Raw genomic sequence first — 22,469 nt, forward strand, 5'->3', positions numbered from 1 at the left:
CCACCCGTTGAGGTCCGCGAGGGACCGTCTACTGTGCCAATGTCATTGGTGTGGGAGTGGGGGGTCTAGGTATGAAGGTGCATCCGCTGCTGCGGCTGCTGGGCAACATCGCAATCGCGGTTGCCCAGGTGTTCACAACCATCGTGATCATCAATCAATTCGACGGTGCCTGGCCTTGGATATACGCCGTCATCGCGTTCCTGGGTCTGCTGGGGTCCTATCGTGGCGCCAGTCTGGCTCTTCGGGATCTGACCGGCGGTTCTCCAGAGCGCGCGACGCAGTAGAGCCCGGGCGAGCCGGTCGGAGGTGGCGGGTCAGCAGTCGGCGGCATGACGGGTGTCAGTGGGGATCGAAATCGTCGATGTCGATGACGTCGGAGCCTGTCTGCTCGGAGCGGCACGTCCCGCCTACCCGTTCCGCTTCTCCGTCGTGTCGGCCGGTTCCGGGACGGCTTCCGCGCTCCGAGCGACGTGGCGGGCAGCCGTCCCGGAATCGCCCTCGTTTCCGGGACGGTGCAGAGCGGCCGAGGCTGCGCCCACCCTGGACCATCCGGCCACTGCCATATCTCTGCAACTCACTGACATCTACCCTGCGCCCGACAGGTCCACCGCACCCTCGTCCCGGGCCGCCGTCACACAGCAGGTCTCGGGGCGAGGCGAGCGGATCAGGTGCGCGCTGTTCGCTCCCCTACGCTGAAGGCGGCGTGGGGCTGTCGAGGGTGATCTTCTCGTGGGCCTGCGCACTTTCGTGTCCGATGCCTGGTCGTGGCTGAACTACAAGCCGATGATGACGGCCGCCAGCGGCGGCCACCCTCATCGGTCCCTCGCACCTCAGGTACAGGCGACATGGGTTCCCCGTGATGCTCTGCGTCGGCTGGCCGCGTACAAGATCCTCGCGGCGTACGACGCGAATCAGGCTGGGGAGCTGGCCGTCCTCACCGGCAACGAGGCCGGCGCCGAGCGGCGCGAGTTCGGTGACGCCGCCGTGTTCGTCGATACCGCGCTCGCCCACCTCCTCGGCAAGTCCCAGCAGATCGTGGTCGCGGGCGCCGAGCACGCCGGGACCGACGAGCCCGACCCGCAGGCGCAGTCCGCGGCCGCCGTGCAGCTGCTGTTGCGGGGCTGGGCGGAGAAGGAGCTCCTGCCGCTGCGCATGCAGGCCGCTGAGCGCAAGGCGGTGCTGCTCGGGGACGCGGTGTACCTGCTGGCCTGGGACCCGGACAAGGGGAGGGTGCGGCTGCGGACCTTCGACCCCGGGTTCTACTTCCCCGTGCTGGATGAGGACGCGGATCCGGGCGACTACCCGCGGCGGGTCCATCTGGCCTGGGAGATACCCGAGGACGCCGAGCACGGGGTGAACGCGCGGATCCGGCGCATCACCTATGAGCTGGGGCCGATCACGGCGGCGACGCGCAGCACGCCACCGGACGCCGGGCGGACCGGCCGTGACCTGGTAGCCGATGGGGCGGGCGGGTGGCTGCTGGAGACCGGTGACGTGTTCCGTGCGGACAGCGGGATCATCGAGCGGACCTACCCGTGGGCGGAGCGGCCCTCCAGCACCGCCTGCTTCCTCACCGACGCAGAGTGGGACCTCGATGACCTGCGCCACGGGCAGAGCCTCGATGACCTGCCGTTGGACAAGGCCCGGTTCCGGACCCGCTCGGACGGGGAGGTCCTGCACCGTCTAGACCTGCGCTTGGACTTCCTGCCGATCATCCACATCAGTAACACCGTGGCCGACGGGGAGCACTTCGGGCAGTCGTCGCTGGCCCCCGTGATGCAGGTGCTGGACGAACTCGCGGAAACGGACACCGACTCGGCGCGCGCTTCGGCGACGACCGGCGCCCCGATCATCGGTCTGGCCGGCGCGCGCGCCGAGGTGGACCGGGTCACGGGCAGGCCCCGCCCGTTGTCGGTGGAGCCGGGCACGATCTTCCAGTTGGCCGACGGCGGGCGCATGGATGTCCTGGACACCTCCGGGCAGCTGGCGGAACTCCGGGCCCGCGTGGAGGAAATCCGGGAGAGGGCGGCCGTCAACGCACGTCTCCCCGCCGTCAGCCTGGGCACGGTCGACCCTTCCGACGTCCCCAGTGGGTACGCCCTCCAGTTGTCCCTGGGTCCACTGGACTCCTTGGTCGACGCGATGCGCCTGGCCCGCGCGCACAAGTACGGGCTGCTGTTCAAGATGGTGCAGAGGCTCCACCAGGCCGGGCAGGCGGAGGGCTGGCCCGCCGGTGAAAGCCTGCCGGTGCGCCTGGCCTTCGGGCCGCACACGCCTACGGACCGCAGTGCCGTCCTGGACGAGGTGGTGCGCGGTGTCGGAGCCAGTGTGCTGAGCCTGGAGACCGGCGTACGGATGTTGCAGGACGCCGGCTACCCGATCGAGGATGCCCGCGAGGAGGTGGAACGGATCACCGTACGGCGGGAGAAGACGCCACCAGCCGGATCCCGATCGGCCCAACCGGGGGACGACGACGAGGACTCTAGTTCTCCGGAGGGGTCTTGAAGTCCGACTTCCGCTTCGTCTTGAACCGCTCCGTCTGGGCTTCCGCCGACTCGCGCATGTCCTCTTCGGAGACCTCATGCTTCGTGCCTCCGCCCCACTGCGTCACGTAGGTCCCCTTCCCACCGGGGACGTTGTCGATGCGGGAGACGAACAGGCAGTCGCCCGCGAACTCACCGAACTCCGGCCCCAGCAGCCGGCCTTCCCTCGGGTCCCGCCCGACTGCGAGACGTTTGCCGTCCTCGTCGAAGATGATGCGCTCTTCCTCGGATGCAGCCGTCCGTACACAGGACCCGGGCGAGGACCCGGGGACTGTGTACTGGGCCTCTTGCAGCGCGGCCGTATACGCGGTGAACGGTGTGCGGTCCACCCACGGCTGCCACAGCCACAGGCCCCCGCCCACCACCAGGACCACTACGGCCCCGGCGGCCAACCACGCCTTCTTCGGCCGCCGGTCGACCGCCGTCGTCTTCTCGAGCGATACGCCGTCGATCTCTTCCACGATGCCCCCCACCTGGATAGTCGTGTTGATCATTCCAGGTGAGGGGTATCGAGGAAGCCGCAGGGCGTCCCGCTGGCATCCGTAGACTCGCTGATGGCGCGGGGACGTCGAGGAGCTGCACGTCCTGATGTCCCGCACCATGCCCAATCCCGGTGCCGTCCTCGGCTACCGCCGCAACGGCCGCCCCATCTTCCCGATCCTTGGTGCCTCCTCCGAAGACCCGTCCAACGCGGCGGTGAAGGTGTCCTTCGACCAGCAGCAGCTTCAGCAGCTGATGGCCCGCGAGAAGGACCAGGGGCAGCGATCCGGCGCCCGTGCACTCGTCGAGAAGCTGGGCTTCACCTCGGCCGGCGAGCTGGAGCGGTTCATCGCCCAGCAGCGCGAAGCCGAACAGGCGCAGCTCACCGAAGCCCAGCGCCGCGAGCAGGACCTCGACGCCCGCGAGGCAGCCGCCATCCAGCGTGAGGCGGCAGCGAGCACCCGCGAGCGGGACGCCGCACGCCGGGCCACCCTGGCCGGACTCGGTGCGACGGGCGAAGACCTCAACGACGCCGTGGCCCTGCTGCGCGTCTCGGACGACGCGGACGACACGGCCGTGGCCCAGGCCGCGAGCGACCTTCGCGACCGGCGCCCCGAGCTGTTCACCACCGTCCCGAAGACCCCCGGGGCGATCCCGCCGGCGCCGGGCGGATCTCCCGCGTCCGTGCCGCCGCCCCGCCCGGGTGGCCAGACCAGCAAGCCCGGTTCTGCCGGTCTCGCGATGGCACGGCGCCGCGGCATCCTGCCCCCGGCTTCGTAGCCCGCGCGCAGCGACAGCTGCCCGCTGCGGGGACCACGCCCCGCTCTCTCCTCGTGGACCGCTCCGCCAACTCCGGTGTGTGCGTGTCGCCTCCAGCATTACAGGAGACAGCGGCTTGATACAGCCGTACACGACCTCTGTGACCGTGACCGCTGACCGGGACTGGCTTGCATCCCGTCACGGCACCGACTCCACCGAGACGATCACCCTCGACCTGGCCAAGCTCACCAAGAGCACCCACTACTCCGAGCCGACCGCGACGGCCCCGCACGGCTTCGTGCGGTCCGGCGTGCCCGTCGGCCGGATCACCGCGTCCGGCCTGTACGGCGCCTACGACCCTGCGGCCACCGACGGCCGTCAGGTCCTCGCCGGCCTCGTCTACGCGGAGGCCGCGTTCACCCCGGGCACCGTGAAGGTCCCGGCCGCCCTGCTCTGGCACGGCACGGTGAAGACAGCGAAGATCCCCGGCGGCATTGATCCGTCGAAGATCGCCGCGAACCCGGCAGGCGCTCAGCTCCGCTTCCTGGCGGTGAACTGATGAGCATCAGCGACCTCCTCAAGGGCGTGTCCGTCGCGGACCTCACCGTGTACGCGCGCTCAATCCCCAACCCGGGCGACTTCCTCCTGACGCAGACCGTGTTCGCGGAGACGCAGGTCCAGGACGTGAAGTGGCGTATCCGGAACTCCAAGCGCCGCGTCAACACCGCCTCCTACCGGGCGTACGACACGAGCGTCCCGTTCGCGAAGCGCCAGGCCGAAGCCACGCAGACTGAGGGCACCCTGCCCGCGCTCGGCCAGAAGCTCCTGGTCGGCGAGATGGAACAGCTCCTCCTGGACGCGGCGCGCGGCGCCGACGAAGACCGGCTTGTCGAGCTGCTCTACGACGATGTTGAACGGCATGTCGAAGCTATCCGTTCCCGCCTGGAGCTGGCCGCCGGTGACGTGCTCCTCGACGGCAAGTTCTCCCTCGCCGGCGAGAACGGACTGACCGTCGAAGTCGACTACGGAGTCCCGGCAGCGAACATGCCGACCGCGCCCAAGCCCTGGAGCGATCCGACGTCCGACCCGCTCGCGGACGAGCTGCGCTGGATCGACTACCTCGACTCGATCGGCGCCCCGGCCCCGGAGATGGTCCTCACTTCCCGAAGGGCGTGGTCCCACCTCGCGGGGAACGGCTCCTACCGGGCCGCGTACCACGGCACCCCGTCCGGCACGCAGACCCCGACGTCGGTCCTGACCCCCGAGCAGGTCAACAGCGTGCGCGGCACATACGGGCTCCCGCCGATCACCCTCTACAAGGCACAGGTCTGGCAGGACGACGTGTCCAAGCGCGTGCTGCCCGAGGACAAGTGGATTCTGCTTCCGCCGGATCGTGCCAAGTGGGGACAGACCCAGTACGGCACGACCGCCGAATCCCTGGCCCTGTCCCGCGGCACCGGCGCGCAGATCGAACGGGAGGAGGCCCCCGGCATCATCATCACCCGCGGTGCTCAGGACGACCCCGTGCAGATCTGGACGAAGGGCGCCGCCGTCGCCATGCCGGTACTGGCCGCACCGGACTGCCACATCACCGCGACCGTCCTGTGAGCGCGGCCGTCCACGCCCTCGGGGTCCTGACCGCGACCGTGCACGTCCTGGACCCAGTGGAGCGCGTCCCGCTCGTACTGACCGCCGGCACGGAGGTCACGGACCCGGACATCGCCGAGCAGATCACCAACCCGAGCTGCTGGGAGAACGGCGAGCCACCGAAGGCGAAGCCCGCCCGTAAGGGCGCGCCCTCAGCCTGACCCCGGCGGGGAGGAGCACACCGCTCCTCCCCGCCTCCTACGTACGGACAGGAGCTTCGTGCACACCGATGTCCTTCACTGGCTGACGGCCCAGCTCGGCCCCGACACCGATCCCGTCGACCTGGCCCAACGGTACGAGCGCCTCGGCTCGGCACGTGCCGTCGCCGACGAGGTGCTTCACGCACGGATCGCCGCGCTGCTCGCAGAACCCCTACGGGTGACCGTGAACGGGGTCGCGACCATCGACCACGCCTCGAACGTGGCCGCGTTGGAGCGCCGCCTTGCCCAGCTCAGCTCACAGACCGCACCCGACGACGGACCGGTGGGGGTGGCGGACGTGATCCTGAGCATCCCGCTCGTCGCGCGCCCCCGTCGCTGACCGGCCACGGCCCGAGCAAGAGCCCCGCAGCGGGAGCCTTGGGCCCCTTCCCGACCAGCTGTCTGCATAGGCACTACGCGGCCGCTCATAGCCTGGTGAACCTTCGCTCCAGCATCGGAAGTTGGTGGACACGGTGGTGACCTACATCGTTGGATCGCGCGGCAGTGCCCTGGCGAAGGCCCAGGTACGCGGATACATCGGCCTGCTGCGGACCCGGTTCCCCGACATCGAGTTCGTACAGCGGGTGATCACCGAGGACGGCGACCACGACAGGAAGTCCCCGCTGCCCGAGGTCTCCGCGCAGAGCGGAGGCTCGGCGTTCAGCTCCCACCAGGAGGCCGCCCTTGCCCGCGGCGAGGTCGACTTCGTCGTCCACTCCCTCAAGGACGTGCCCACCATCATGGCTCCGGGCCTGATGCTCCTGCCACCGCCGGGGCGCGAAGACCCGCGGGATGCCCTGTGCGGATCGACGCTGGCTGGGCTGCCCGTGGGCGCACGCGTCGGGACCGGATCGCCTCGGCGACAAGGCCAGCTCCTCGCCCTACGGCCTGCTCTGATCGTCCCGATCCGGGGGAACGTGCCGCCCCGCCTCCGGATGCTTCGCACCATGGCCCTGGACGCCGTGGTGCTTGCGGCCGCCGGCCTGAACCGGCTCGGGCTGGAACACGAGATCACGGAGCTGCTCCCCCTCGACCTGTGCCCACCGAGCCCTGGGCAAGGTGCCCTTGGCATTCAGGTGCGTGCGGACAGCACCGCGCTGCAGGACGCTCTCCGGACCGTGGGCAATCCGGACGTGGACGCGGAGGTCCGGGCGGAACGGGCGCTCCTCGCAGAGCTGCACGGAGGGTGCAACGTCCCCGTTGGCGCATACGCAGAGACCCAACCAGACCGGTCCCTGCTGCTCCACGGGCAGGTCACATCTCTTGATGGAACGGATCAAGTCGACCTCTGGCGTCGCGGTCCGGCCTCGGACCCGGAATCCCTCGGCAAGGCCCTTGCAACGGAGCTCGCTGACGCTGGGGCCCACCGCATCCTGAACGCCGTCCGGTCCGCCGAGACGGCGTAACGGGCAGAAGAGGAAACGGGCAGGGCGTCCACGGCCCCCCGGGGCGAAAACGGCGGTGTCCCACCCCCTGAAGAGGGGCGGGACACTCGGGTCCGATAAGCACAGCAGCCAGCTTTGATTAATGGACGTGCCTCACGCTACGGCACCGAACGAGACGGTCCACGAGGTCAGCGAGACCGCCTGGAGAGGGGACCGCGGGCGCCCCGTTCGCACACCTACGCTCCAAATCATGAGCGTTTTCGATGAGCCCCGCCGTGTCCGAATAGCTGCCCGTCCTGATGAGTCGGCCGTCATCGAGGTCGATGGGCAGGACGTGGCGGGGGCGGTGGAGGCCTACCGGATCACGCAGACCGTGGACGAGGGTCCCGAGATCACGCTGTACCTGACTCCGGGCTGGGAGGGCATGGGCTTCGACGGTCTGGCGGAGGTGATGGCCGAGCCGTCCGACCTGAGGCACGTCGTGATCGGCTTCCTCGACGCCGTGGACTCGCAGAAGCTCGACGAGGCCGTGCTGAACCGCGATGACCTTGATGGCCGGCCTGGTGAGCTGACCCGCGGGCTGCTGGCACAGCTCCGGGAGTGGGCCCTCAGTGCTTGATCAGGCTGGGGTTGCCCGCTTCGCGGAGCGGCACCTGATGCCGGACACGGTGAAGGTGACGCGTGATGTCGGTGAGCAGGTCCTCGACCCGAAGACCGGCCAGCTGATCGACAGGCCGCCACTGGTGGTCTACGACGGGAACGCCGGGCTGTATCCGCAGCAAGAGAAGATCCGCAGCCAGGGCCGGGACGGGGCGTGGGTCGAGGAGATCCGGGCCGGGTACAAGCTGCTGCTGCCGCTGTCGGCGCCGGAGCTGGAGGACCACGACGTAGTGCTGGTGGTCCAGGCTCGTGACCGGCAGGCGGAGGGCCGTACGTACGAGGTGACCACCCTCGGAGAGGTGTCGTCGTTCCCGGTCCTGCGGACCGTGTGGCTCGAGCAGCGCAACCGGGGTGCCCAGTGAGTCGGGGGAAGGGTTCGTTCAACCATCCGGCGGCGCTCGCGGCCCTCTTCGATCAGAAGGGGCTGGCTCTGCGGTCGGAGTCGGAGGCTGCGGCCCGCGTGAGTGCGGCGCTGCTGGTGGCGTCGATCCGGCAGCGCGCGTCCGGCCGTCCCGGTCCGAGGGTGATCACCGGCCGGTACCGGGCTTCGTGGCAGTCCGAGGTGACGGCGGCCGGCGCCGTGTTCGTCGCGCAGATCGGCTCGGGTGCTCCGCAGGCGCGGAGGCTGGAGTACGGGTTCGTCGGGACGGACAGCCTCGGCCGCCGGTACTCACAGCCCCCGTTCCCTCACGTCGGTCCTGCTGTCGAAGCGTCCGGGCCGGTCGTAGCCCGAATCCTGGGTGCTGCGGTGGAGCGTGCCCTGTGACCGATCTGGCCGCCGACGTGGAGATGGTGCTGACCGAGGTTCTGGGCGGACACGAGCGGGGCATCCTGTCCCGCGCCATCGTCGTTGCCGAGGTCCTGGACGTGGACGGCGAACGCTCCCTGTCGGTCATCACCACCCCGGGCCTGAGCGAGTGGGACGCGCTCGGGCTGTGCCGGTACGGAGTCCTCAGCATCGAGGGGCCGGCCGCCGCCTACTTCACCCGGGACACCGAGTGATCGACCGCGCCCCCATGACGGCCGCCGTCCGCACGATGCTCGCCGCGGCGACCGGTCGGCCCTGCGGAGTCGGGGGACTTCCGCTAATGGACGGCAAACCGGCGCCGCTCCCGTACAGCGTCCTCTACCCACTGGGCGGGGTCGTGGACGGCGCGCCGTTCTCCGACGCCTCCGAGGACGCCCACCTCACCTACCAGGTGACGATCGTCGCCGCCCGCACCGACCAGGTCGAGTGGCTGGCCGACCGGATACGACGAGCGTTCCTCAGACGCACCTTGGTCGGCGGGTGGGAACAGCCCCTAGATGTGCCGGGAGTCGCAGTATGGGCTCGGTTGCTTACTTTCGATGGTGGTGTCGATCCGGCAGCTGCCGGCGACATAGTGACACAGGTGCATCGGTACCAGCTCAGTGCATCGAGCCGACTGATCCACAAGTAGGAGATCCTGAACAGCGAGACGACGCCCGCATGCAGCTTGTCCTACACCGAGGCCAAGCTGAACCAGGCTTCCTGTGCATATATCGCTAGGGCAAGACCTGGTCGGTGAGGTCGACGCCCTCACAGCCAAGCCGGGGTAGCGGGCTGATCGCGCAGCCGGACGCTCTGTGCCTTGCCGCCCTAACCCTGGCCCTTGGTCGGAAGATTCGAAACGGGTCATGGACCGATTCGATTTATTCGGTGGTTCGAGGCATCAAGGGAGGGTAGTCGGCTCTTTGCATCGCCGCCGCCACGGCAAGGGGGTAGCCATCGCGCCGAGCGCGAGCGGGGGCCCGAGGTCTGCCGTTAGCCGCGTACGCCGGTGCGGCGGGCGGCGGTGCGTTCGGGGTCGTGGATGAAGAAGACGCCGGTGACGGGGGCGTCCTGGATGCCGTCGGGGGTGTCGACGATGGCGGAGCCGCGGCCGTCGAGGTGCAGGAGGTGGCCGCAGGTGCTGCGCAAACTCTCGCTGCCGTCGCCGTTGCGGGAGACAACCCCGGACTCCAGCGGTGCCGATACATGGGCTTGCTGTCCGAGGGCGCTGCGTACTAGGAGCCGGCCGGAGGTGTCCCAAGTGGCAGGATTCGTCCAGGTGCAGCGGCTGATCGTGTCGGAGAAAACCTGGCGGCGCCCGCTGTCGTCGTCGGCGTTACCGACCCAGATCAGTCGCAGATGCCCGGGCAAGGGGTTGGTCGTCTCGAACATGCCATCACGATCCCACGTGCTGGTGCCCTGAGGCGGCTCACGCGCCGGGCTGCATGCGGGTGGCGCCGCCACGTCCGCGCAGGGTGATCCCGGATTGGGCAAGGATGCGGTGGACGAAGCCCCAACTGCGTCCGGTGTGGGGATGCTTCGCACGATGGGGTGAACCCCGGGCAATGGGTGCATTGAGAGGGTGTCGGCCGCTACATTCGCACCGTTCACAGGGGCTGGGACTCCGGTCCTCTCAGGCAGGAGACCGTGGAGCGGAGCTGATGGCGGAAGGGCCTGCGGAGCGTGTGGTCAACTGGCTTCTCGCGGGGCTGATCGGGGAAGCTGGATTCTCCAACGCCGAGCTTGCTCGCCGGGTCGGTCAGCTTGGCCGGGAGCATGGTCTGGATCTGCGGTACGACAAGACCTCGGTCACCAGGTGGCTGCGTGGGCAGCAGCCGCGTGGTGCCACCCCGGCCTTGATCGTGGAGGTGCTCACTCGGCGCCTGGGCCGGAGCGTGTCGGCCCAGGCCTTGGGCTTTGGCGTGTGTTCTCCCGTATATGCAGGCTTGGAGTTCGCGGAGACTCATGAGCAGGCCATCGACATCGCGAGCGGATTGTGGAGCAAGGACTCGGGCGGCAACACCGCGCTGGCGAAGATCGCTTTCACGCCGGCCGGGCTGGTGGTGCCCAGCCGGGACTGGCTGATCGGCCGGGCCAACGAGCCCGTGGGCCGCGGAGACCCGGCCCGGCCCGCAGGACTCCAGGTTCCCGCCCAGGGGAAGCCTTCCGTCCCCGTTCAGCAGCATTCCGGCCGCGCAGCGTGGCCGAGGGTCATGGGCGGGGACGTCACGGCGCTGCGCTCGGCCGGTGACCTCTTCCATGCACTCGACCAGGCCTATGGAGGTGGGCACGCGCGGCAGGCGCTGGTGAGTTATCTGGCCCATGAGGCCGAGCCGCTGCTGCGCGGCACCTACGGTGAGGTGACGGGCAGGCGGCTGTTCGGCGCCGTGGCCGATCTGACTCGTCTGGCGGGCTGGACTGCTTACGACACGGCCGCCCATGGCCTCGCACAAAGGTACTTCGTCCAGGCGCTGCGTTTCGCGCAGGCGGCCGGTGACCGGGTATACGGCTGCTACGTCCTGGTGACGATGAGCAGTCAGGCTACGTACCTTGGTCACGGCCGCGAGGCGGTGCAGCTGGCCCGTGTAGCCCAGCAGGGCGTCGGTGCCGGCGCCGGCGCGCAGCCTGTTGTGCAGGCCATGTGGCATTCGGCCGAGGCCCGCGGGCATGCTGCCTGCGGCGATGCCCGGGCTTGCGCGGCGTCGATGGTGCGGGCGGAACGGGCGCTGAGTGCGGTGCGGCCAGGGGACGAAGTACCGTACTGGGCCCGCTTCTACGACGAGGGTCAGCTCGCAGGAGAGTTCGCGCACTGCCACCGAGATCTGCACCAGTACCGGGCCTGCGTCCAGCAGGCGGAACGTTCCCTGCGACTACGGGCCCCGGGATACGCACGAAGCCGCCTCCTGTCACGGTTGGTTCTCGCCACCGCCCGCCTGGGCCTGGGAGATCTGGAGCAGGCCTGCGCTCTGGGCGCGACGGCTGCCCGGCAGGCGGCCGAGATGCGGTCCGCACGGGCTGTGGACTATGTCCACGCCTTCGAACGCCGCCTCGGCCCGTACCGCGACACGGCAGCGGCCCGTGATTACCACGACCAGGTGGCCACGCTCCTTTGAACGCCGAGCGTCACGACCGGGCGCTTCACTATCACGCGGCACCTGCTCTGACCAGGTCCGCGGTGAGGATGAAGGGTGGTGCCATGCAGCTGAGCGCGCAGTGCGGCCGAGGTGGGGCCATTTGGCCTGCACGGTGCCCTGTCCGGGCGGATGCGCCTAGTCTGAGATTGGTGACGCGGAAGACTGTAGCGGGCGGCGGCACGTGTTCCACGACATGGTCAGCACGCGCATCTGGACGCACCCGGATCCCGGCGACGGCTCCGAGCGGCAGCTGGTTTGCGACGCGGCTGGTCATTGGGCCGACGGCGCCGAGCCGCTGGCGAAGGGTGTGGTCTTCGACCACGGCCGGGAGAGGCTACGCACCATCTGCGGTCACATGCACCTGGACGGCGCCGGTGGTACTCGCATTGACACCCCGGACGGAATGAGGGACGTACCCCTGGTCGGAGTCTTCTTCGTCCACGACCCCGATCGCACCGGAGCGTAGAGCGGAGCCGGGCGTCGTACCGGTGGTGGTGTGGTGCCGTCCCCCAAACACGGCACCACACCGGTTTCCAGCCGCGACCGTGGACATGACGGGTACTCGTCAGGAAGCCCGTCTGGGCCAAGGCGGAACCGGGCCGCCCCGCTCATGCCGCTGAGCAGGGCGACCCGGCGTATCGGGTCATCCACTGGTTGACGCACTAGTGTGCCCAGCGCCGCACGATCCCTTCATTCCCAGTCTCGGCACATCTGCCCGTACAGCTTGATAATGTCCGGCAGGTTCCCCCGAAAGGGATCAAGGCGGCCCCCATTCGGTGGCACGGGTGCCCGGCGCGAGGGCTTCAGGGGTAGGCGGCTGGGGGCTACGGTGCGGCAGGTGAGCAGCACGCGTTTCAAGCACGTTGACGCCGCCGACGGCAAGCAGCTGACATATCGCACCTGGTCCGCGAGGGTTCTGGCCAGGTCGTCGGAGCGTTCTGGTCCAGCAAAGTCCGGCCGCCAAGCCGGGGTCGCACTTTCCGCAGATGGTGGTTCAAGCGGCGCGTCGCAGAGTCCATCCCGGCCAGAAGTACGGACGGTACGCGCTCCGATCACCGGCCCAGCATCACCGCGCATCCCGCGCCAGCCGTCTCATGGCCGCGGCGAAGTGGGTGTGTGGCGCTTCCGCGGCCACCGCCTGTGCGTCGGCGGCGGTGTCGACATCCCGCAGTACGCATAGATCGCGCACGGTCAGACCGGCCTCGGTGAGCCGTCGGCATTGCAGGGCGCCGGTGTCGGGGACGTCCATCGGCACCCCGCGCAGCAGTGCCGGATCGGGTTCGGCGAGGCCCAGCGCCCAGAAGCCGCCGTCCATCGCTGGGCCGAACCACGCGTCGCAGCCCTGCCATGCGTTCTCGGCGAGCGCGGGGGCGAGGATGGCGGGGGTGACCTGCGGGGTGTCCATGCCGATGAGCACGGCCGGACCGGTGCAGAGTCCGAAGGCGGCGGCCAGCCGTTCGTCCAGTCGGCCCTGGCCCTGTGGCACCACCTCGATGCCGGGCGGCAGCCAGGGGCCCGACCTGCCTTCCAGGACCAGCAGACGCCTCCGCACGGGTGCCGCGAGCATGGCTTCGAGGGAGTCGGTGAGCATCGCCTGGGCCAAGACCGCCGCCTGCTGGGGCGTGTATCGCGGGGTGAGTCGGGTCTTGACCCGCCCGGGTACCGGTTCCTTGGCCAGGATGAGCATCGTGGTCACCGCGCACCACCCGCTCCGCCAGGTGCCGGGACGGTCAGCGCGGGCTGCGAGAGCACCGCGCGCATGTCGTGCACCGCGTGCCAGGTACCCCGCCAGGTCCCGGTGACCTTCGACTTCCCGGCCCGCGGCCGATACGGGACATCGACCTCACTGACCCGCCAGCCCGCGTCGGCCGCGCGTACGACCATCTGGAGCGGATAGCCGCTGCGCCGGTCGGTGAGGCCCAGGCCGAGCAGCAGCTCACGACGGGCGGCGCGCATCGGCCCCAGATCGTGCAGCCGCAGCCCGGTACGCCGGCGCAGCATCCGGGAAAGGACCAGGTTCGCGGCCCGCGCGTGAACAGGCCACGCCCGATGCCCCTGCGGACGGCGGCGCCCCAGCACCAGGTCCGCCCCTCCGTCCGACACAGCTTGCACGAGGGCGGGTAGCAGTGCGGGGTCCAGTGAGGCGTCGCAGTCGCAGAAGCAGACGAACTCCGCCTGCGCCGCGAGCAGCCCCGCGTGGCAGGCGGCGCCGAACCCTCGCTCCGGCTCGTGTACGACGATAGCGCCGAGCGCGGAGGCGATGGCAGCAGAGCCGTCACGGGAGCCGTTGTCGACGACGATGGCGCGCCAGGTGGGCGGGATGCGCTCCAGCACCCAGGGCAGGGCGCGGGCTTCGTCCAGGCAGGGCAGCACGACGTCCACCGCCGCTGGGTTCGAGTCGGTCACGTCCTCACCGTACGCACCGAACCCGACATGGGGTGCGTAGGCGCCATGCCCTCCGCGGCTCCGAGCTGGTCAAACTCGTACTGTTCGAGGTGTGTAATATCTTGCGGCTTGCCGTGCTCGTGCCGGCGTGAGTGGATGGATGTACGGCAGATGATTCCTTGACTTCGTGGAGCAAGATCAGAGGTCGTTGCGCATGGCCGTCACGAACAGGTCCTCACCGCCGGGGCCGGAGCCACTGGGCTCGTCCCGCCTCTCGCGCGTGCTGCTGGCTGTATGCCGGGTCGCGGTCGCTCTGCTGTGGATCCAGAACCTTACGTGGAAGCACCCGCCGGGCTTCGGGAACAATTCCTCCCCTCCGCAAGATCTGTACGCGTGGACCCTCAAAGGGGTCGACCACGAGGTTTTCGCCCCGTGGGCGTGGCTGGTCGAGCATGTGATCATTCCGAATTTCGCGGTGTTCGCCTGGGGCGCCTTCGCGATCGAGGCCTGCCTGGGCGCGTTCCTGCTGGTGGGCCTGGCCACCCGCTTCTGGGCGCTGGTCGGTCTGGTCCAGACGACCGCCATCACGTTCTCCGTGCTGAACACCCCGAATGAATGGTTCTGGTCGTACTTCCTCATGTACGTCGCCCACCTGGCGCTGCTGGCCACCGCGGCCGGACGCGCATACGGCGTGGACGGCGCCCTGCGTCCCGTGTGGCGCCAGCGCGGCGGAAAACTGTCGCGGCTGCTGCTCACGGCATCCTGAACGAGGGAAGAGGTTGCCATGCGGACTGCGCGCTCCGCGATCGGAGGGACGGCCGCCGGCCTGGGCGTGGGCGCAGCGGCGAGCAGTGTCCTGGCCATCGCCGATGGCCCGCCCTGGGGGCTCGTTGCCCTGGGCGGGACGGGGGTACTGGTGCTGCTCCTCCTGGCCGCCGTGGCCGTGTCGGCCGGGCTCTCGGGGGTGCGGTCGCTGATTGTCCTGGCCGGGGCGGGTTTCCTGGCGGCCGCTGCCCTGGTGCTGGTGCAGATCTCCTGGACCGGTGCGAACCTGCTCGGGGGCGACGGTTCCACCGTGGCCCTGATGCTCGGTTTCGCCGTGGGCCTGCTCGCCCTCGGCCTCACGGAGGCGCCTGCCAGCCGCGCCACCCCGCACCTGCCCGCTGGAAGGGGCGATCGCGTATGAACGTCGACGGTCTGTTGCAGCCCGTCCTTGCCACCGCCTCGGAGCACGCGTCGGCCGTCGACTCCGACGCCCGGTTCCCCACGGAAGCCGTTGAGGCGCTCGGCACGTCCGGCCTGCTGGGTCTGACCCTGCCCGAGCAGGAGGGCGGGCTGGGAGCCGGCCCTGCGGAGTTCGCCCAGGTCACGGCCGAGCTGGCGGGCGTCTGCGGATCGACGGCCATGGTCTACCTGATGCATGTCAGTGGTGCCATGACGGTACTGGCGGCACCTCCGCCCGGACTGCCCGAACTGCCGCGCGACCTGGCCACGGGCGGGGTGTTGGCCACGCTGGCGTTCAGCGAGCCCGGCTCCCGCTCGCACTTCTGGGCGCCGATCTCCCAGGCCAAGCGCAACGGCGGCCAGGAGGCCCGGTTCACCGCCGACAAGAGCTGGGTGACCTCCGCCGGGCACGCGCAGGTGTACATCGCGTCGGTGCTGTCGGCCGACGAGGCGGGAACCGTCGACTTGTACGCCATCGAAGCGGGCGCCCCGGGCGTGGCGGTCACCGGTTCGTTCCACGGCCTGGGCCTACGCGGCAACGCCTCAGCGCCGATGCGGTTCGACATGACAGTCCCTGACACCGCGCGCCTCGGCGAGCCCGGCGCCGGGCTCGCCCTGATGACGGAGACGGTCATGCCCTGGTTCAATCTGGGCAACGCCGCGGTCTCCCTGGGCATGGCGCGGGCCGCCCTGAACGCGGCCGTCCACCACACCAGCGGCGCGAGGCTCCAGCACACCGGCCAGACCCTCGCCGAGCTGCCCACCATCCGTGCCCGCCTGGCCCGCATGTCGCTCCAGCTGGAAGCCGCGAACGCCTACCTGAACGCCGCGGCGGCCAGCATCGCCGCACCCGACGAGCAGACCCCGCTCTACGTCCTGGGCGTCAAGGCACTGGCCAACGACACCGCCCTGACCGTCACCGACGACGCCATGCGGGTGTGCGGCGGCGCCGCGTTCTCCCAGCACCTGGCCATCGAACGACACTTCCGTGACGCCCGCGCCGGCCACGTCATGGCCCCCACCGCGGACGTCCTGTACGACTTCTACGGAAAGGCCATCACCGGCCAGCCGGTATTCGGCTGAACCACTGCTGAACCAGTGAGGAGACCGCCATGGAACCGCTGGTGGTAGGAGCGGTGGCCTACACCCCCAACGTCGTTCCCATCTGGGAAGGCATCCGCGACTACTACCGCGCGGCCCCGGCCGGCATGGACTTCGTGCTGTTCTCCAACTACGGCCGTCAGGTCGACGCACTGCTCGCCGGAAGCATCGACATCGCGTGGAACACCAACCTGGCCTGGGTACGGACCGTCCTGCAGACCGACGGCCACGCCCGCGCGCTGGCCATGCGTGACACCGACCTCGCCTTCCGCAGCTACCTCGTCTGCCGGGCCGGGGCCGGGCTGCGCGGCCCCGGCGACCTCAAAGGCCAAACCCTCGCCCTGGGCAGCCGCGACTCCGCCCAGGCGGCGATCCTGCCCCTGCACTACCTGCGACGCGAAGGCATCGCCGAGGGGGACGTGGAGCTCCTGCGCATCGATTCCGACCTCGGGAAACACGGCGACACCGGACGCAGTGAACTCGACGCCATCCGGGCCGTCCTCGACGGTGACGCGGATGCCGCCGCGATCGGCATCACCACCTGGGATTCCATCGGGCGGGACGAGCTGATGCCGGGCGCCCTGGAAGCGTTCTGGACCAGCCCCGCCTACTGTCATTGCAACTTCACCGCACTCGACACCCTCGACGCCGGACGGGCCGAGGCCTGGACCTCCCACCTGCTGGCCATGGACTGGAACGATCCCGAGCACCGCAGGATCCTGGAACTGGAAGGCCTCCACCGCTGGGTACGCCCCCAACTCGACGGCTACACCGACCTCTTCCAGGCGGTCAAAGAACAGGAGATCGCATCGCGATGGTGATCCTCGACCTGGTCGAGAAGCTCTCCGCCACAGCGGAAGGCGACACCGTCACGCTCCCCATCACCACACCCGACCAGGTGGCAGTCGCCGCCACCTGGTGCGAACGCACCGGCAACACCCTCATCACCGCCGACGAAACCACCATCACCGTCCGCAGGGGCCGCCCACCCGACCCGATCGCCATCCTGCCCCCGGCCCGCCGCCCCGGAGCCCGCCTGTGGCTCTACACCAACTTCGACTGCAACCTCGCCTGCGACTACTGCTGCGCCCGCTCCTCACCCCGGGCCGACCGGCGGGCCCTGGGCGTGGACCGGGTGAAGGCGATCGCGAAGGCCGCCCCGGCCGCCGGAGTCACCGAAATCCTCCTCACCGGCGGCGAACCCTTCATCCTGCCGGACCTCGACGAGATCGTCACCGCCTGCACCGCCGCACTGCCCACCACCCTCCTCACCAACGGCATGCTCTTCCGCGGACGCCGCCTCCAGATCCTCCAGGCCATGCCCCGCGACCGGCTCACCCTCCAGATCAGCCTCGACTCCGCCACCCCCGCCCTGCACGACTCCCACCGCGGCAAAGGCACCTGGACCAAAGCCGTCGCCGGCATCCGCACCGCCCTCGGCGAGGGCTTCACCGTACGGGTGGCCGCCACCCTCACCACCGACGACCGGTCCGAGGAGACTGAGCTCAGATCCTTCCTCGACGCACTCGGCATCGACCGCGACAACCAAGTCGTCCGCCCCCTCGCCCACCAGGGCGCCGCCGACGAGGGCCTGGAACTCACCGTGGAAACCCTGATCCCCGAGGTCACCATCACCGCCGACGGCGTCTACTGGCACCCCGTCGGAGCCGACAACGACGAACAACTCGTCACCCACGACATCTTCCCCCTCAAAACCGCCATCGCCCTCGTACGAGATCAATACCGCACCTACCGCAACACGGCGGACTCCGCCGCCCGCACCTTCCCCTGCGCATGAACAGATCGTCTGCGCAGGCACGGGTCCGAGGTCGCTGCGGGACAAGCTCCGAAGCGGAGTAACCACCGCCGTATCCGTGCCCGACTCCCCGGGCATCTCCGGCGCCTTCCGCCCGGGGGCCCCGCTTTGCCCGGGATTCATCCCACAGGGTGAATGACCGGGTCGCTCGACTGCTGAGATCCGGCATCCCCCAACCCGCTCTACGGCGCGACCTCGTACGCGATCCCTGCACGGCCCGCGACTTCGCGAGACGCACACCCTCGGGAGCCGCTCATCTGGCCACAGCGACTGTGCTGGGCGGGTCAGTCAGGGGGCGGTGCGGTGGCTGGCGGTGCCTTCGGGGTCGTGGATGAAGAACACGCCGACGAGGGGGACGTCACGCATCCCGTCGGGGGTGTCGACGCGTACACCGCCGGCACCATCGAGGTGGACGGTGTGGCCGCTGACGCTGCGCAGGGTTTCGCTGCCGTCCGTGTCCCGGGAGATGACCCCGGAGATGAGAGGCCGGTCGGCTTGGGCTTCTTGGCCCAGGGTGCTGCGCACGAGGAGGTGGCCGGAGGTGTCCCAGGTGGCGGGACTGGTCCAGGTGCAGCGGCTGACGGTGTCAGCGAAGATCTGGCGGCGCCCGCTCCCGTCCTGGGCGTCACCAATCCAGATCAGTCGCATCTGCCCGGGCAGCGTGCTGGTCGTCTCGAACATCCCGCCACAATCCCACGTACGGCGGCACTCGGAGCCGCTCACGCGCCGGACGCGCCGCGCCTGGTCCCCGCCGCAATCGCGCGGAGTGTCGCGCACCCCTCACAGCCGCTAGAGGTTTTGATGGCATCAGCTGAGAGCAAACACTCCCCGAGTGAGGACGCGCATGCGATACGCAGGTACGACGATCATGGTTGACGATGTCGGCGCGGCGGTGAAGTTCTACAAGGAAGCCTTCGGACTGGGCGAGGCGTTCTCGGACCCGGACGGCACCTTTACCGTGCTGAGCGATGGTGCGACAGGCTCGTTGGAGACCGGGGTGCTCCTGAGCATCGAGCACTGGAGCAAGATCGAGGACTTCACGGCCCCGGGCCAGCCCAACGGCTTCCGCATCGGCCTGGAGGTCGATGATGCCGAAGCGGCCTACCACAAGGCCATCAAGGCCGGTGCCACCAGCGCCAAGGCGCCGACCGTCCGGCCGTGGGGCCAGAAGGTATCCCTTGTCTTCGACCCCCACGGCGTCATCTTCGAACTCGCCGAAGCAGTCGAATACAAGTAGAGGCAGCCGCAGGCACGACAGACACCAATCTTTCTACGCGCCTACGCCTCGGCACCGTTTCCCTCGCGACACTCGCAATCTGGATCCGGCTCGGCGTGTCGGCGTCGGCCGAGTTCATCCGTCGCCGACACGGCGAACATGATCCGAGAAAGAGTGGCCCCTGCACCGACTTGCTGCTCACCTTCCCCTACCTCGGCCTCCTCACCGCATGGTGAGTTCCCCTCGCCACGCGATGCGCTGCCTACGTACGAGTACGTCGCTCCACATGAGGACGGCCGTCCGTCAGGGGCGGAGTCGATGGAGTCCCCTGTCGTTCGGCAGGCAAGGCGACTCCGGCGCGAGCGTTGCCGCGGCCGGATGTGGCCGCTCAGGTCGGCCTCCCGATCCCGGCGAGTCACTCCAGGTCTCCCAGCCCGTCGCCGCAGCAGGTCCCGCACAGCAGACGCATGCTCTCCGGCCGGTCGGGGATGTTGTACGCGAGGCGATGGCCGGTGCCGCGTGTGCGGAGGTCGAAGCCGCACCGCGCGCACAGCAGGCCCATCGCATCGGCCTGCCGGGCCGTCCAGGCCGACCATCCGGCGGCGAGGGAAGACAGCACCATCAGAGCCATCCCCGACACCGCGGGTTCGAAGTAGGTGAAGGTGAAGCCCGGCGTCTCGGCGGGCAGCTCGTCGATCGGCTGCTGGAGGGAGGGCACCCAGCGCACCAGCTTGCGCAGCTCGGCGAACGGGACCCGTACTTCGTGGCCCTTGCGGCGGCTGACTTCACCGGGGCGCGGTGGCTGAAAGGCGATCACGGTCTCGTACTCCACGCCCAGCAGGTCCAGGTCCTGCGACAGCTCCGCCGCGGAGGTCTTCGACTCCCCGGCGTCGTACTCGCGCCACACTGCGAGGCCGCCGCGTGACAGCACACCGGAGATCCGCACGACACCGACGACGCGGCGCTGGGCCGCCCGCTCGGCTTCCGTCACCATATGAGCCATGAGCCCGCCTCCTTCACTGCCGGCGCCGCGTGGGTGGTACCCGTATGACCGCCCGACGACACCCGCCCCGGCCCACAGGTCGCTCGGCCGCCATGGTGGACATCGCGCCACTCCCCGCGGTTTCCTTGAAGCAAAGGCGCACCATCACAGTGAGGGGGCGCCCGTGTCCGACGCGTTCCACGTCGAGGTCCGCCGCCGCGGGCCCGGCGTCTGCGAAGTGACAGTGGCCGGGGAGCTGGACGTGGCCACCGCCCCGGACCTGTGCGACGCCCTCCACCAGGCCCTCACCACCTACACGCGGACGACCGTCGACCTCTCCTGTATGACGTTCTGCGACTGCGCCGGACTCGGCGCGCTGCTGGCCGCAGCCCGCCTCGCCAAGACGCACGGCGCCGACCTGCGGCTGCGCGCCGTCCCATCCGTTCTGGCCCGGCTGCTGGACCTCTTCCACACCGGCGGGTCGTTCACCCTCGAGCCGTCGGCCACCCGTAGGGCCTGAACGGGGCCGCGGAGGCACCGCGGTCACCGACAGGAGGTACAGGACTCCAACCTCACGCTTCGGTCGCATTCCCTGTCCGGGGAAATCCCCTGCCGGACCCTATTCATGGACGGCCCGTCGACATCGAGCCAGCTGCGGGCGGGGCTGATCACTCGTCTCGGACGCCGCGGCAACCATCGCCACGGTCCGGGCGATGACCGAATCGGAAGGGTCCCCCTCGACCCGCACCCGCAGGGTTCCGGTGCCGTTCAGCGTGCCGACGAACACCTCGTCGCCCGCCTCCCTGGCAACCGGCAGCGGATCGCCAGTGATGGTGGCCTGGTCGGCCGGGCTCGTCCATCCACCACCCCGGCCATCCACGCCTATCCGTACACCCTCTACGACCATCACGTCGCCGGACTCCTCGACCGGGCCCGCTACCATGTCGAGCGCGTGCGCTTGGGCGTGCGCGGCACCCCTGCCGACACGTTGAAGCCCTGGCCCGGCAGTAGGCGGCGCCCGGAGGGTCCGATGTGCGGGATCCTGGAGACATGAACGTCGAGGTCTTGGTCGTACCGGACTGCCCCCACGCCGGGCCCGCCATAGTCCTCATGCGCCAGGTGCTCGCCGGACTCGGCCTGGACGGCGTCGAGGCCACCACGCGTGTGATCACCGACCAGGATCAGGCGGAGAGGACCGGCTTCACCGGCTCTCCGACCTTCCTCATCGACGGGCACGATCCGTTCGCCGAGCCCGGCCGTCCGGCGGGGCTGGTGTGCCGGGTGTACCGGACACCCGACGGCTTCCGCGGTCTCCCCAGCCCAGAGCAGCTGCGGCAGGCACTGACCCGCACCACCGGCCAGACCTGCGGCGACACCGGAACCCGCCCGGGACCACGAAGGGAAGCAGGGTCCATGAAGGACAGCGACCAGGATCTGGCGGACGCACAGCGCCGCCACTGGCAGAGCACCTATACCGCCCATCCCGGTATGTATGGCGGACAACCCTCAGCGCCCGCGCTCCACGCCACCGCGCTCTTCCGGGCGGCTGGGGCGAAGGACATCTTGGAACTCGGCGCCGGCCACGGCCGTGACGCTCTCCACTTCGCCGGTGCGGGGTTCACCGTCCTGGCCACCGACTTCAGCGCCACCGGCCTGGAGCAACTGGAGAAGGCCGCCCGGGAGCAGGGCGTCGCCGCACGGGTCACCACAGCCGTCCACGATGCGCGCGGGCCCCTCCCGTTCCCGGACGAGTGCGTGGACGCGGTCTTCGCGCACATGCTGCTGTGCATGGCCCTGTCCACCCAGGAGATCATCAGACTGGTGAACGAGGTCCGCCGCGTGCTGCGGCCGGGCGGCATGTTCGTCTACACCGTCCGGCACACCGGCGACGCCCACTACGGCACCGGCATCGCCCGCGGCGACGACATCTACGAGCGCGGCGGGTTCGCCGTGCACTTCTTCCCCCGCCACCTGGTCGACGCGCTCGCCGATGCCTGGACCCTGGAGGAGGTCCATCCCTTCGAGGAAGGCGACCTGCCCCGCAGTCTGTGGCGCGTCACCCAGACCCTGCCCCCATCAGCACAATTCCTGTGACAACGCCGCTGTGTGCCCGCGGAGGCGGGTACGGTGCTACGCCGACTTCCTTC

Annotated in this window: 29 protein-coding genes and 2 pseudogenes; 23 read left to right on the forward strand and 8 right to left on the reverse strand. The window is 69.7% G+C overall.

Annotated elements, in window-relative coordinates; translation table 11 throughout:
• Positions 1-71 precede the first annotated feature (71 nt).
• Together AC3IYJ_RS16660 and AC3IYJ_RS16665 are read left to right on the forward strand one after the other, a co-directional pair.
• Entirely contained in the window at positions 72-284 is a 213-nt protein-coding gene (locus AC3IYJ_RS16660; RefSeq protein WP_489402073.1) for a hypothetical protein, read from the forward strand.
• Positions 285-729: 445 nt separating this feature from the next.
• Positions 730-2,505, forward strand: a complete 1,776-nt coding sequence (locus tag AC3IYJ_RS16665; protein ID WP_489402074.1) for a hypothetical protein — start codon at positions 730-732, stop codon at positions 2,503-2,505.
• Here AC3IYJ_RS16665 and AC3IYJ_RS16670 read toward each other — a convergent pair.
• On the reverse strand, positions 2,483-3,037 hold the full coding sequence (locus AC3IYJ_RS16670; protein ID WP_489402075.1) for a hypothetical protein: 555 nt from the start codon (positions 3,035-3,037) through the stop codon (positions 2,483-2,485). The two genes, AC3IYJ_RS16665 and AC3IYJ_RS16670, sit on opposite strands and share 23 nt — an antisense overlap.
• A 94-nt stretch (positions 3,038-3,131) precedes the next feature.
• Between AC3IYJ_RS16670 and AC3IYJ_RS16675 the strand changes: the two genes are divergently transcribed.
• From AC3IYJ_RS16675 to AC3IYJ_RS16725, 11 genes are all read left to right on the forward strand, one after another.
• Positions 3,132-3,803, forward strand: a complete 672-nt coding sequence (locus AC3IYJ_RS16675; protein WP_489402076.1) for a hypothetical protein — start codon at positions 3,132-3,134, stop codon at positions 3,801-3,803.
• 139 nt (positions 3,804-3,942) lie between these two features.
• Positions 3,943-4,341 (forward strand): head decoration protein, encoded by a 399-nt coding sequence (locus AC3IYJ_RS16680; RefSeq protein WP_489402077.1) that lies wholly within the window; start codon positions 3,943-3,945, stop codon positions 4,339-4,341.
• Complete coding sequence (locus tag AC3IYJ_RS16685) at positions 4,341-5,390, forward strand: major capsid protein (protein WP_489402078.1); 1,050 nt, start codon at positions 4,341-4,343, stop codon at positions 5,388-5,390. Before AC3IYJ_RS16680 ends, AC3IYJ_RS16685 begins: the two co-directional genes overlap by 1 nt.
• Positions 5,387-5,590: a hypothetical protein gene (locus tag AC3IYJ_RS16690; protein WP_489402079.1), complete on the forward strand. Its 204-nt coding sequence runs from the start codon at positions 5,387-5,389 to the stop codon at positions 5,588-5,590. Before AC3IYJ_RS16685 ends, AC3IYJ_RS16690 begins: the two co-directional genes overlap by 4 nt.
• 58 nt (positions 5,591-5,648) lie before the next feature.
• Complete coding sequence (locus AC3IYJ_RS16695) at positions 5,649-5,969, forward strand: hypothetical protein (protein WP_489402080.1); 321 nt, start codon at positions 5,649-5,651, stop codon at positions 5,967-5,969.
• Positions 5,970-6,102: 133 nt separating this feature from the next.
• Positions 6,103-7,035, forward strand: coding sequence for a hydroxymethylbilane synthase (hemC, locus tag AC3IYJ_RS16700; protein WP_489402839.1), 933 nt, complete (start codon positions 6,103-6,105; stop codon positions 7,033-7,035).
• A gap of 229 nt (positions 7,036-7,264) precedes the next feature.
• Positions 7,265-7,633 (forward strand): hypothetical protein, encoded by a 369-nt coding sequence (locus AC3IYJ_RS16705; RefSeq protein ID WP_489402081.1) that lies wholly within the window; start codon positions 7,265-7,267, stop codon positions 7,631-7,633.
• The gene (locus AC3IYJ_RS16710) at positions 7,626-8,036 is read left to right on the forward strand and encodes a DUF6093 family protein (protein ID WP_489402082.1); all 411 of its coding nucleotides are present in this window, start codon (positions 7,626-7,628) and stop codon (positions 8,034-8,036) included. Before AC3IYJ_RS16705 ends, AC3IYJ_RS16710 begins: the two co-directional genes overlap by 8 nt.
• Positions 8,033-8,440 (forward strand): HK97 gp10 family phage protein, encoded by a 408-nt coding sequence (locus tag AC3IYJ_RS16715; RefSeq protein ID WP_489402083.1) that lies wholly within the window; start codon positions 8,033-8,035, stop codon positions 8,438-8,440. Before AC3IYJ_RS16710 ends, AC3IYJ_RS16715 begins: the two co-directional genes overlap by 4 nt.
• Positions 8,437-8,676 carry a hypothetical protein gene (locus AC3IYJ_RS16720; protein WP_489402084.1) on the forward strand — a complete coding sequence of 80 codons (240 nt, stop codon included), beginning with the start codon at positions 8,437-8,439 and terminating at the stop codon, positions 8,674-8,676. Before AC3IYJ_RS16715 ends, AC3IYJ_RS16720 begins: the two co-directional genes overlap by 4 nt.
• The gene (locus tag AC3IYJ_RS16725; RefSeq protein ID WP_489402085.1) at positions 8,673-9,113 is read left to right on the forward strand and encodes a hypothetical protein; all 441 of its coding nucleotides are present in this window, start codon (positions 8,673-8,675) and stop codon (positions 9,111-9,113) included. Before AC3IYJ_RS16720 ends, AC3IYJ_RS16725 begins: the two co-directional genes overlap by 4 nt.
• A gap of 344 nt (positions 9,114-9,457) precedes the next feature.
• Here AC3IYJ_RS16725 and AC3IYJ_RS16730 read toward each other — a convergent pair whose 3' ends face one another.
• Together AC3IYJ_RS16730 and AC3IYJ_RS16735 are read right to left on the reverse strand one after the other, a co-directional pair.
• Entirely contained in the window at positions 9,458-9,856 is a 399-nt protein-coding gene (locus AC3IYJ_RS16730; protein ID WP_489402086.1) for a hypothetical protein, read from the reverse strand.
• A gap of 37 nt (positions 9,857-9,893) precedes the next feature.
• Positions 9,894-10,022 (reverse strand): annotated as a pseudogene (locus tag AC3IYJ_RS16735) (helix-turn-helix domain-containing protein); the annotation flags it as partial.
• A gap of 103 nt (positions 10,023-10,125) precedes the next feature.
• On the opposite strand from AC3IYJ_RS16735, the gene AC3IYJ_RS16740 reads away from it, so the two are divergent.
• Both AC3IYJ_RS16740 and AC3IYJ_RS16745 read left to right on the forward strand, forming a co-directional pair.
• Positions 10,126-11,577: an NsdA family TPR-like regulatory protein gene (locus AC3IYJ_RS16740; RefSeq protein WP_489402087.1), complete on the forward strand. Its 1,452-nt coding sequence runs from the start codon at positions 10,126-10,128 to the stop codon at positions 11,575-11,577.
• 214 nt (positions 11,578-11,791) lie between these two features.
• Entirely contained in the window at positions 11,792-12,064 is a 273-nt protein-coding gene (locus AC3IYJ_RS16745) for a hypothetical protein (protein WP_489402088.1), read from the forward strand.
• Positions 12,065-12,664: 600 nt separating this feature from the next.
• On the opposite strand, the gene AC3IYJ_RS16750 is transcribed toward AC3IYJ_RS16745, so the two are convergent.
• Positions 12,665-13,285: a TIGR04282 family arsenosugar biosynthesis glycosyltransferase gene (locus AC3IYJ_RS16750; protein ID WP_489402840.1), complete on the reverse strand. Its 621-nt coding sequence runs from the start codon at positions 13,283-13,285 to the stop codon at positions 12,665-12,667.
• A 5-nt stretch (positions 13,286-13,290) separates the two neighbouring features.
• The gene (locus AC3IYJ_RS16755; RefSeq protein ID WP_489402089.1) at positions 13,291-14,004 is read right to left on the reverse strand and encodes a glycosyltransferase family 2 protein; all 714 of its coding nucleotides are present in this window, start codon (positions 14,002-14,004) and stop codon (positions 13,291-13,293) included.
• Between the two features lie 193 nt (positions 14,005-14,197).
• Here AC3IYJ_RS16755 and AC3IYJ_RS16760 point away from each other — a divergent pair, with 193 nt between their 5' ends.
• The 5 genes from AC3IYJ_RS16760 to AC3IYJ_RS16780 are packed head-to-tail and all read left to right on the forward strand — an operon-like array spanning position 14,198 to position 18,106.
• A complete protein-coding gene (locus AC3IYJ_RS16760; protein WP_489402090.1) occupies positions 14,198-14,749 on the forward strand; it encodes a DoxX family membrane protein in 552 nt (183 codons plus the stop codon).
• Between the two features lie 18 nt (positions 14,750-14,767).
• Positions 14,768-15,169: an Rv1678 family membrane protein gene (locus tag AC3IYJ_RS16765; RefSeq protein ID WP_489402091.1), complete on the forward strand. Its 402-nt coding sequence runs from the start codon at positions 14,768-14,770 to the stop codon at positions 15,167-15,169.
• Positions 15,166-16,290: an Rv1679 family acyl-CoA dehydrogenase gene (gene fadE16 / locus AC3IYJ_RS16770; RefSeq protein WP_489402092.1), complete on the forward strand. Its 1,125-nt coding sequence runs from the start codon at positions 15,166-15,168 to the stop codon at positions 16,288-16,290. Before AC3IYJ_RS16765 ends, fadE16 begins: the two co-directional genes overlap by 4 nt.
• A 29-nt stretch (positions 16,291-16,319) precedes the next feature.
• A complete protein-coding gene (locus tag AC3IYJ_RS16775; RefSeq protein WP_489402093.1) occupies positions 16,320-17,129 on the forward strand; it encodes an Rv1680 family SBP-like protein in 810 nt (269 codons plus the stop codon).
• Positions 17,123-18,106: an Rv1681 family radical SAM protein gene (locus tag AC3IYJ_RS16780; RefSeq protein ID WP_489402094.1), complete on the forward strand. Its 984-nt coding sequence runs from the start codon at positions 17,123-17,125 to the stop codon at positions 18,104-18,106. The genes AC3IYJ_RS16775 and AC3IYJ_RS16780 overlap by 7 nt, the downstream gene beginning before the upstream one ends.
• A gap of 306 nt (positions 18,107-18,412) precedes the next feature.
• Here AC3IYJ_RS16780 and AC3IYJ_RS16785 read toward each other — a convergent pair whose 3' ends face one another.
• Positions 18,413-18,805: a hypothetical protein gene (locus tag AC3IYJ_RS16785; RefSeq protein WP_489402095.1), complete on the reverse strand. Its 393-nt coding sequence runs from the start codon at positions 18,803-18,805 to the stop codon at positions 18,413-18,415.
• Positions 18,806-18,968: 163 nt separating this feature from the next.
• Here AC3IYJ_RS16785 and AC3IYJ_RS16790 point away from each other — a divergent pair, with 163 nt between their 5' ends.
• Entirely contained in the window at positions 18,969-19,361 is a 393-nt protein-coding gene (locus tag AC3IYJ_RS16790) for a VOC family protein (protein ID WP_489402096.1), read from the forward strand.
• 394 nt (positions 19,362-19,755) lie between these two features.
• Here AC3IYJ_RS16790 and AC3IYJ_RS16795 read toward each other — a convergent pair whose 3' ends face one another.
• Positions 19,756-20,343, reverse strand: a complete 588-nt coding sequence (locus AC3IYJ_RS16795; protein ID WP_489402097.1) for a hypothetical protein — start codon at positions 20,341-20,343, stop codon at positions 19,756-19,758.
• 163 nt (positions 20,344-20,506) lie between these two features.
• Between AC3IYJ_RS16795 and AC3IYJ_RS16800 the strand changes: the two genes are divergently transcribed.
• Positions 20,507-20,842, forward strand: a complete 336-nt coding sequence (locus tag AC3IYJ_RS16800) for an STAS domain-containing protein (RefSeq protein ID WP_489402098.1) — start codon at positions 20,507-20,509, stop codon at positions 20,840-20,842.
• Between the two features lie 153 nt (positions 20,843-20,995).
• Here the strand turns inward: AC3IYJ_RS16800 and AC3IYJ_RS16805 are convergent.
• Positions 20,996-21,238: pseudogene (locus AC3IYJ_RS16805) on the reverse strand (P-type ATPase actuator domain-containing protein); the annotation flags it as partial.
• 134 nt (positions 21,239-21,372) lie between these two features.
• Here AC3IYJ_RS16805 and AC3IYJ_RS16810 point away from each other — a divergent pair.
• Positions 21,373-22,416, forward strand: a complete 1,044-nt coding sequence (locus AC3IYJ_RS16810) for a class I SAM-dependent methyltransferase (RefSeq protein WP_489402099.1) — start codon at positions 21,373-21,375, stop codon at positions 22,414-22,416.
• The last annotated feature ends 53 nt before the right edge of the window (positions 22,417-22,469 follow it).

The organism is Streptomyces sp. GL_140, assembly GCF_057834465.1.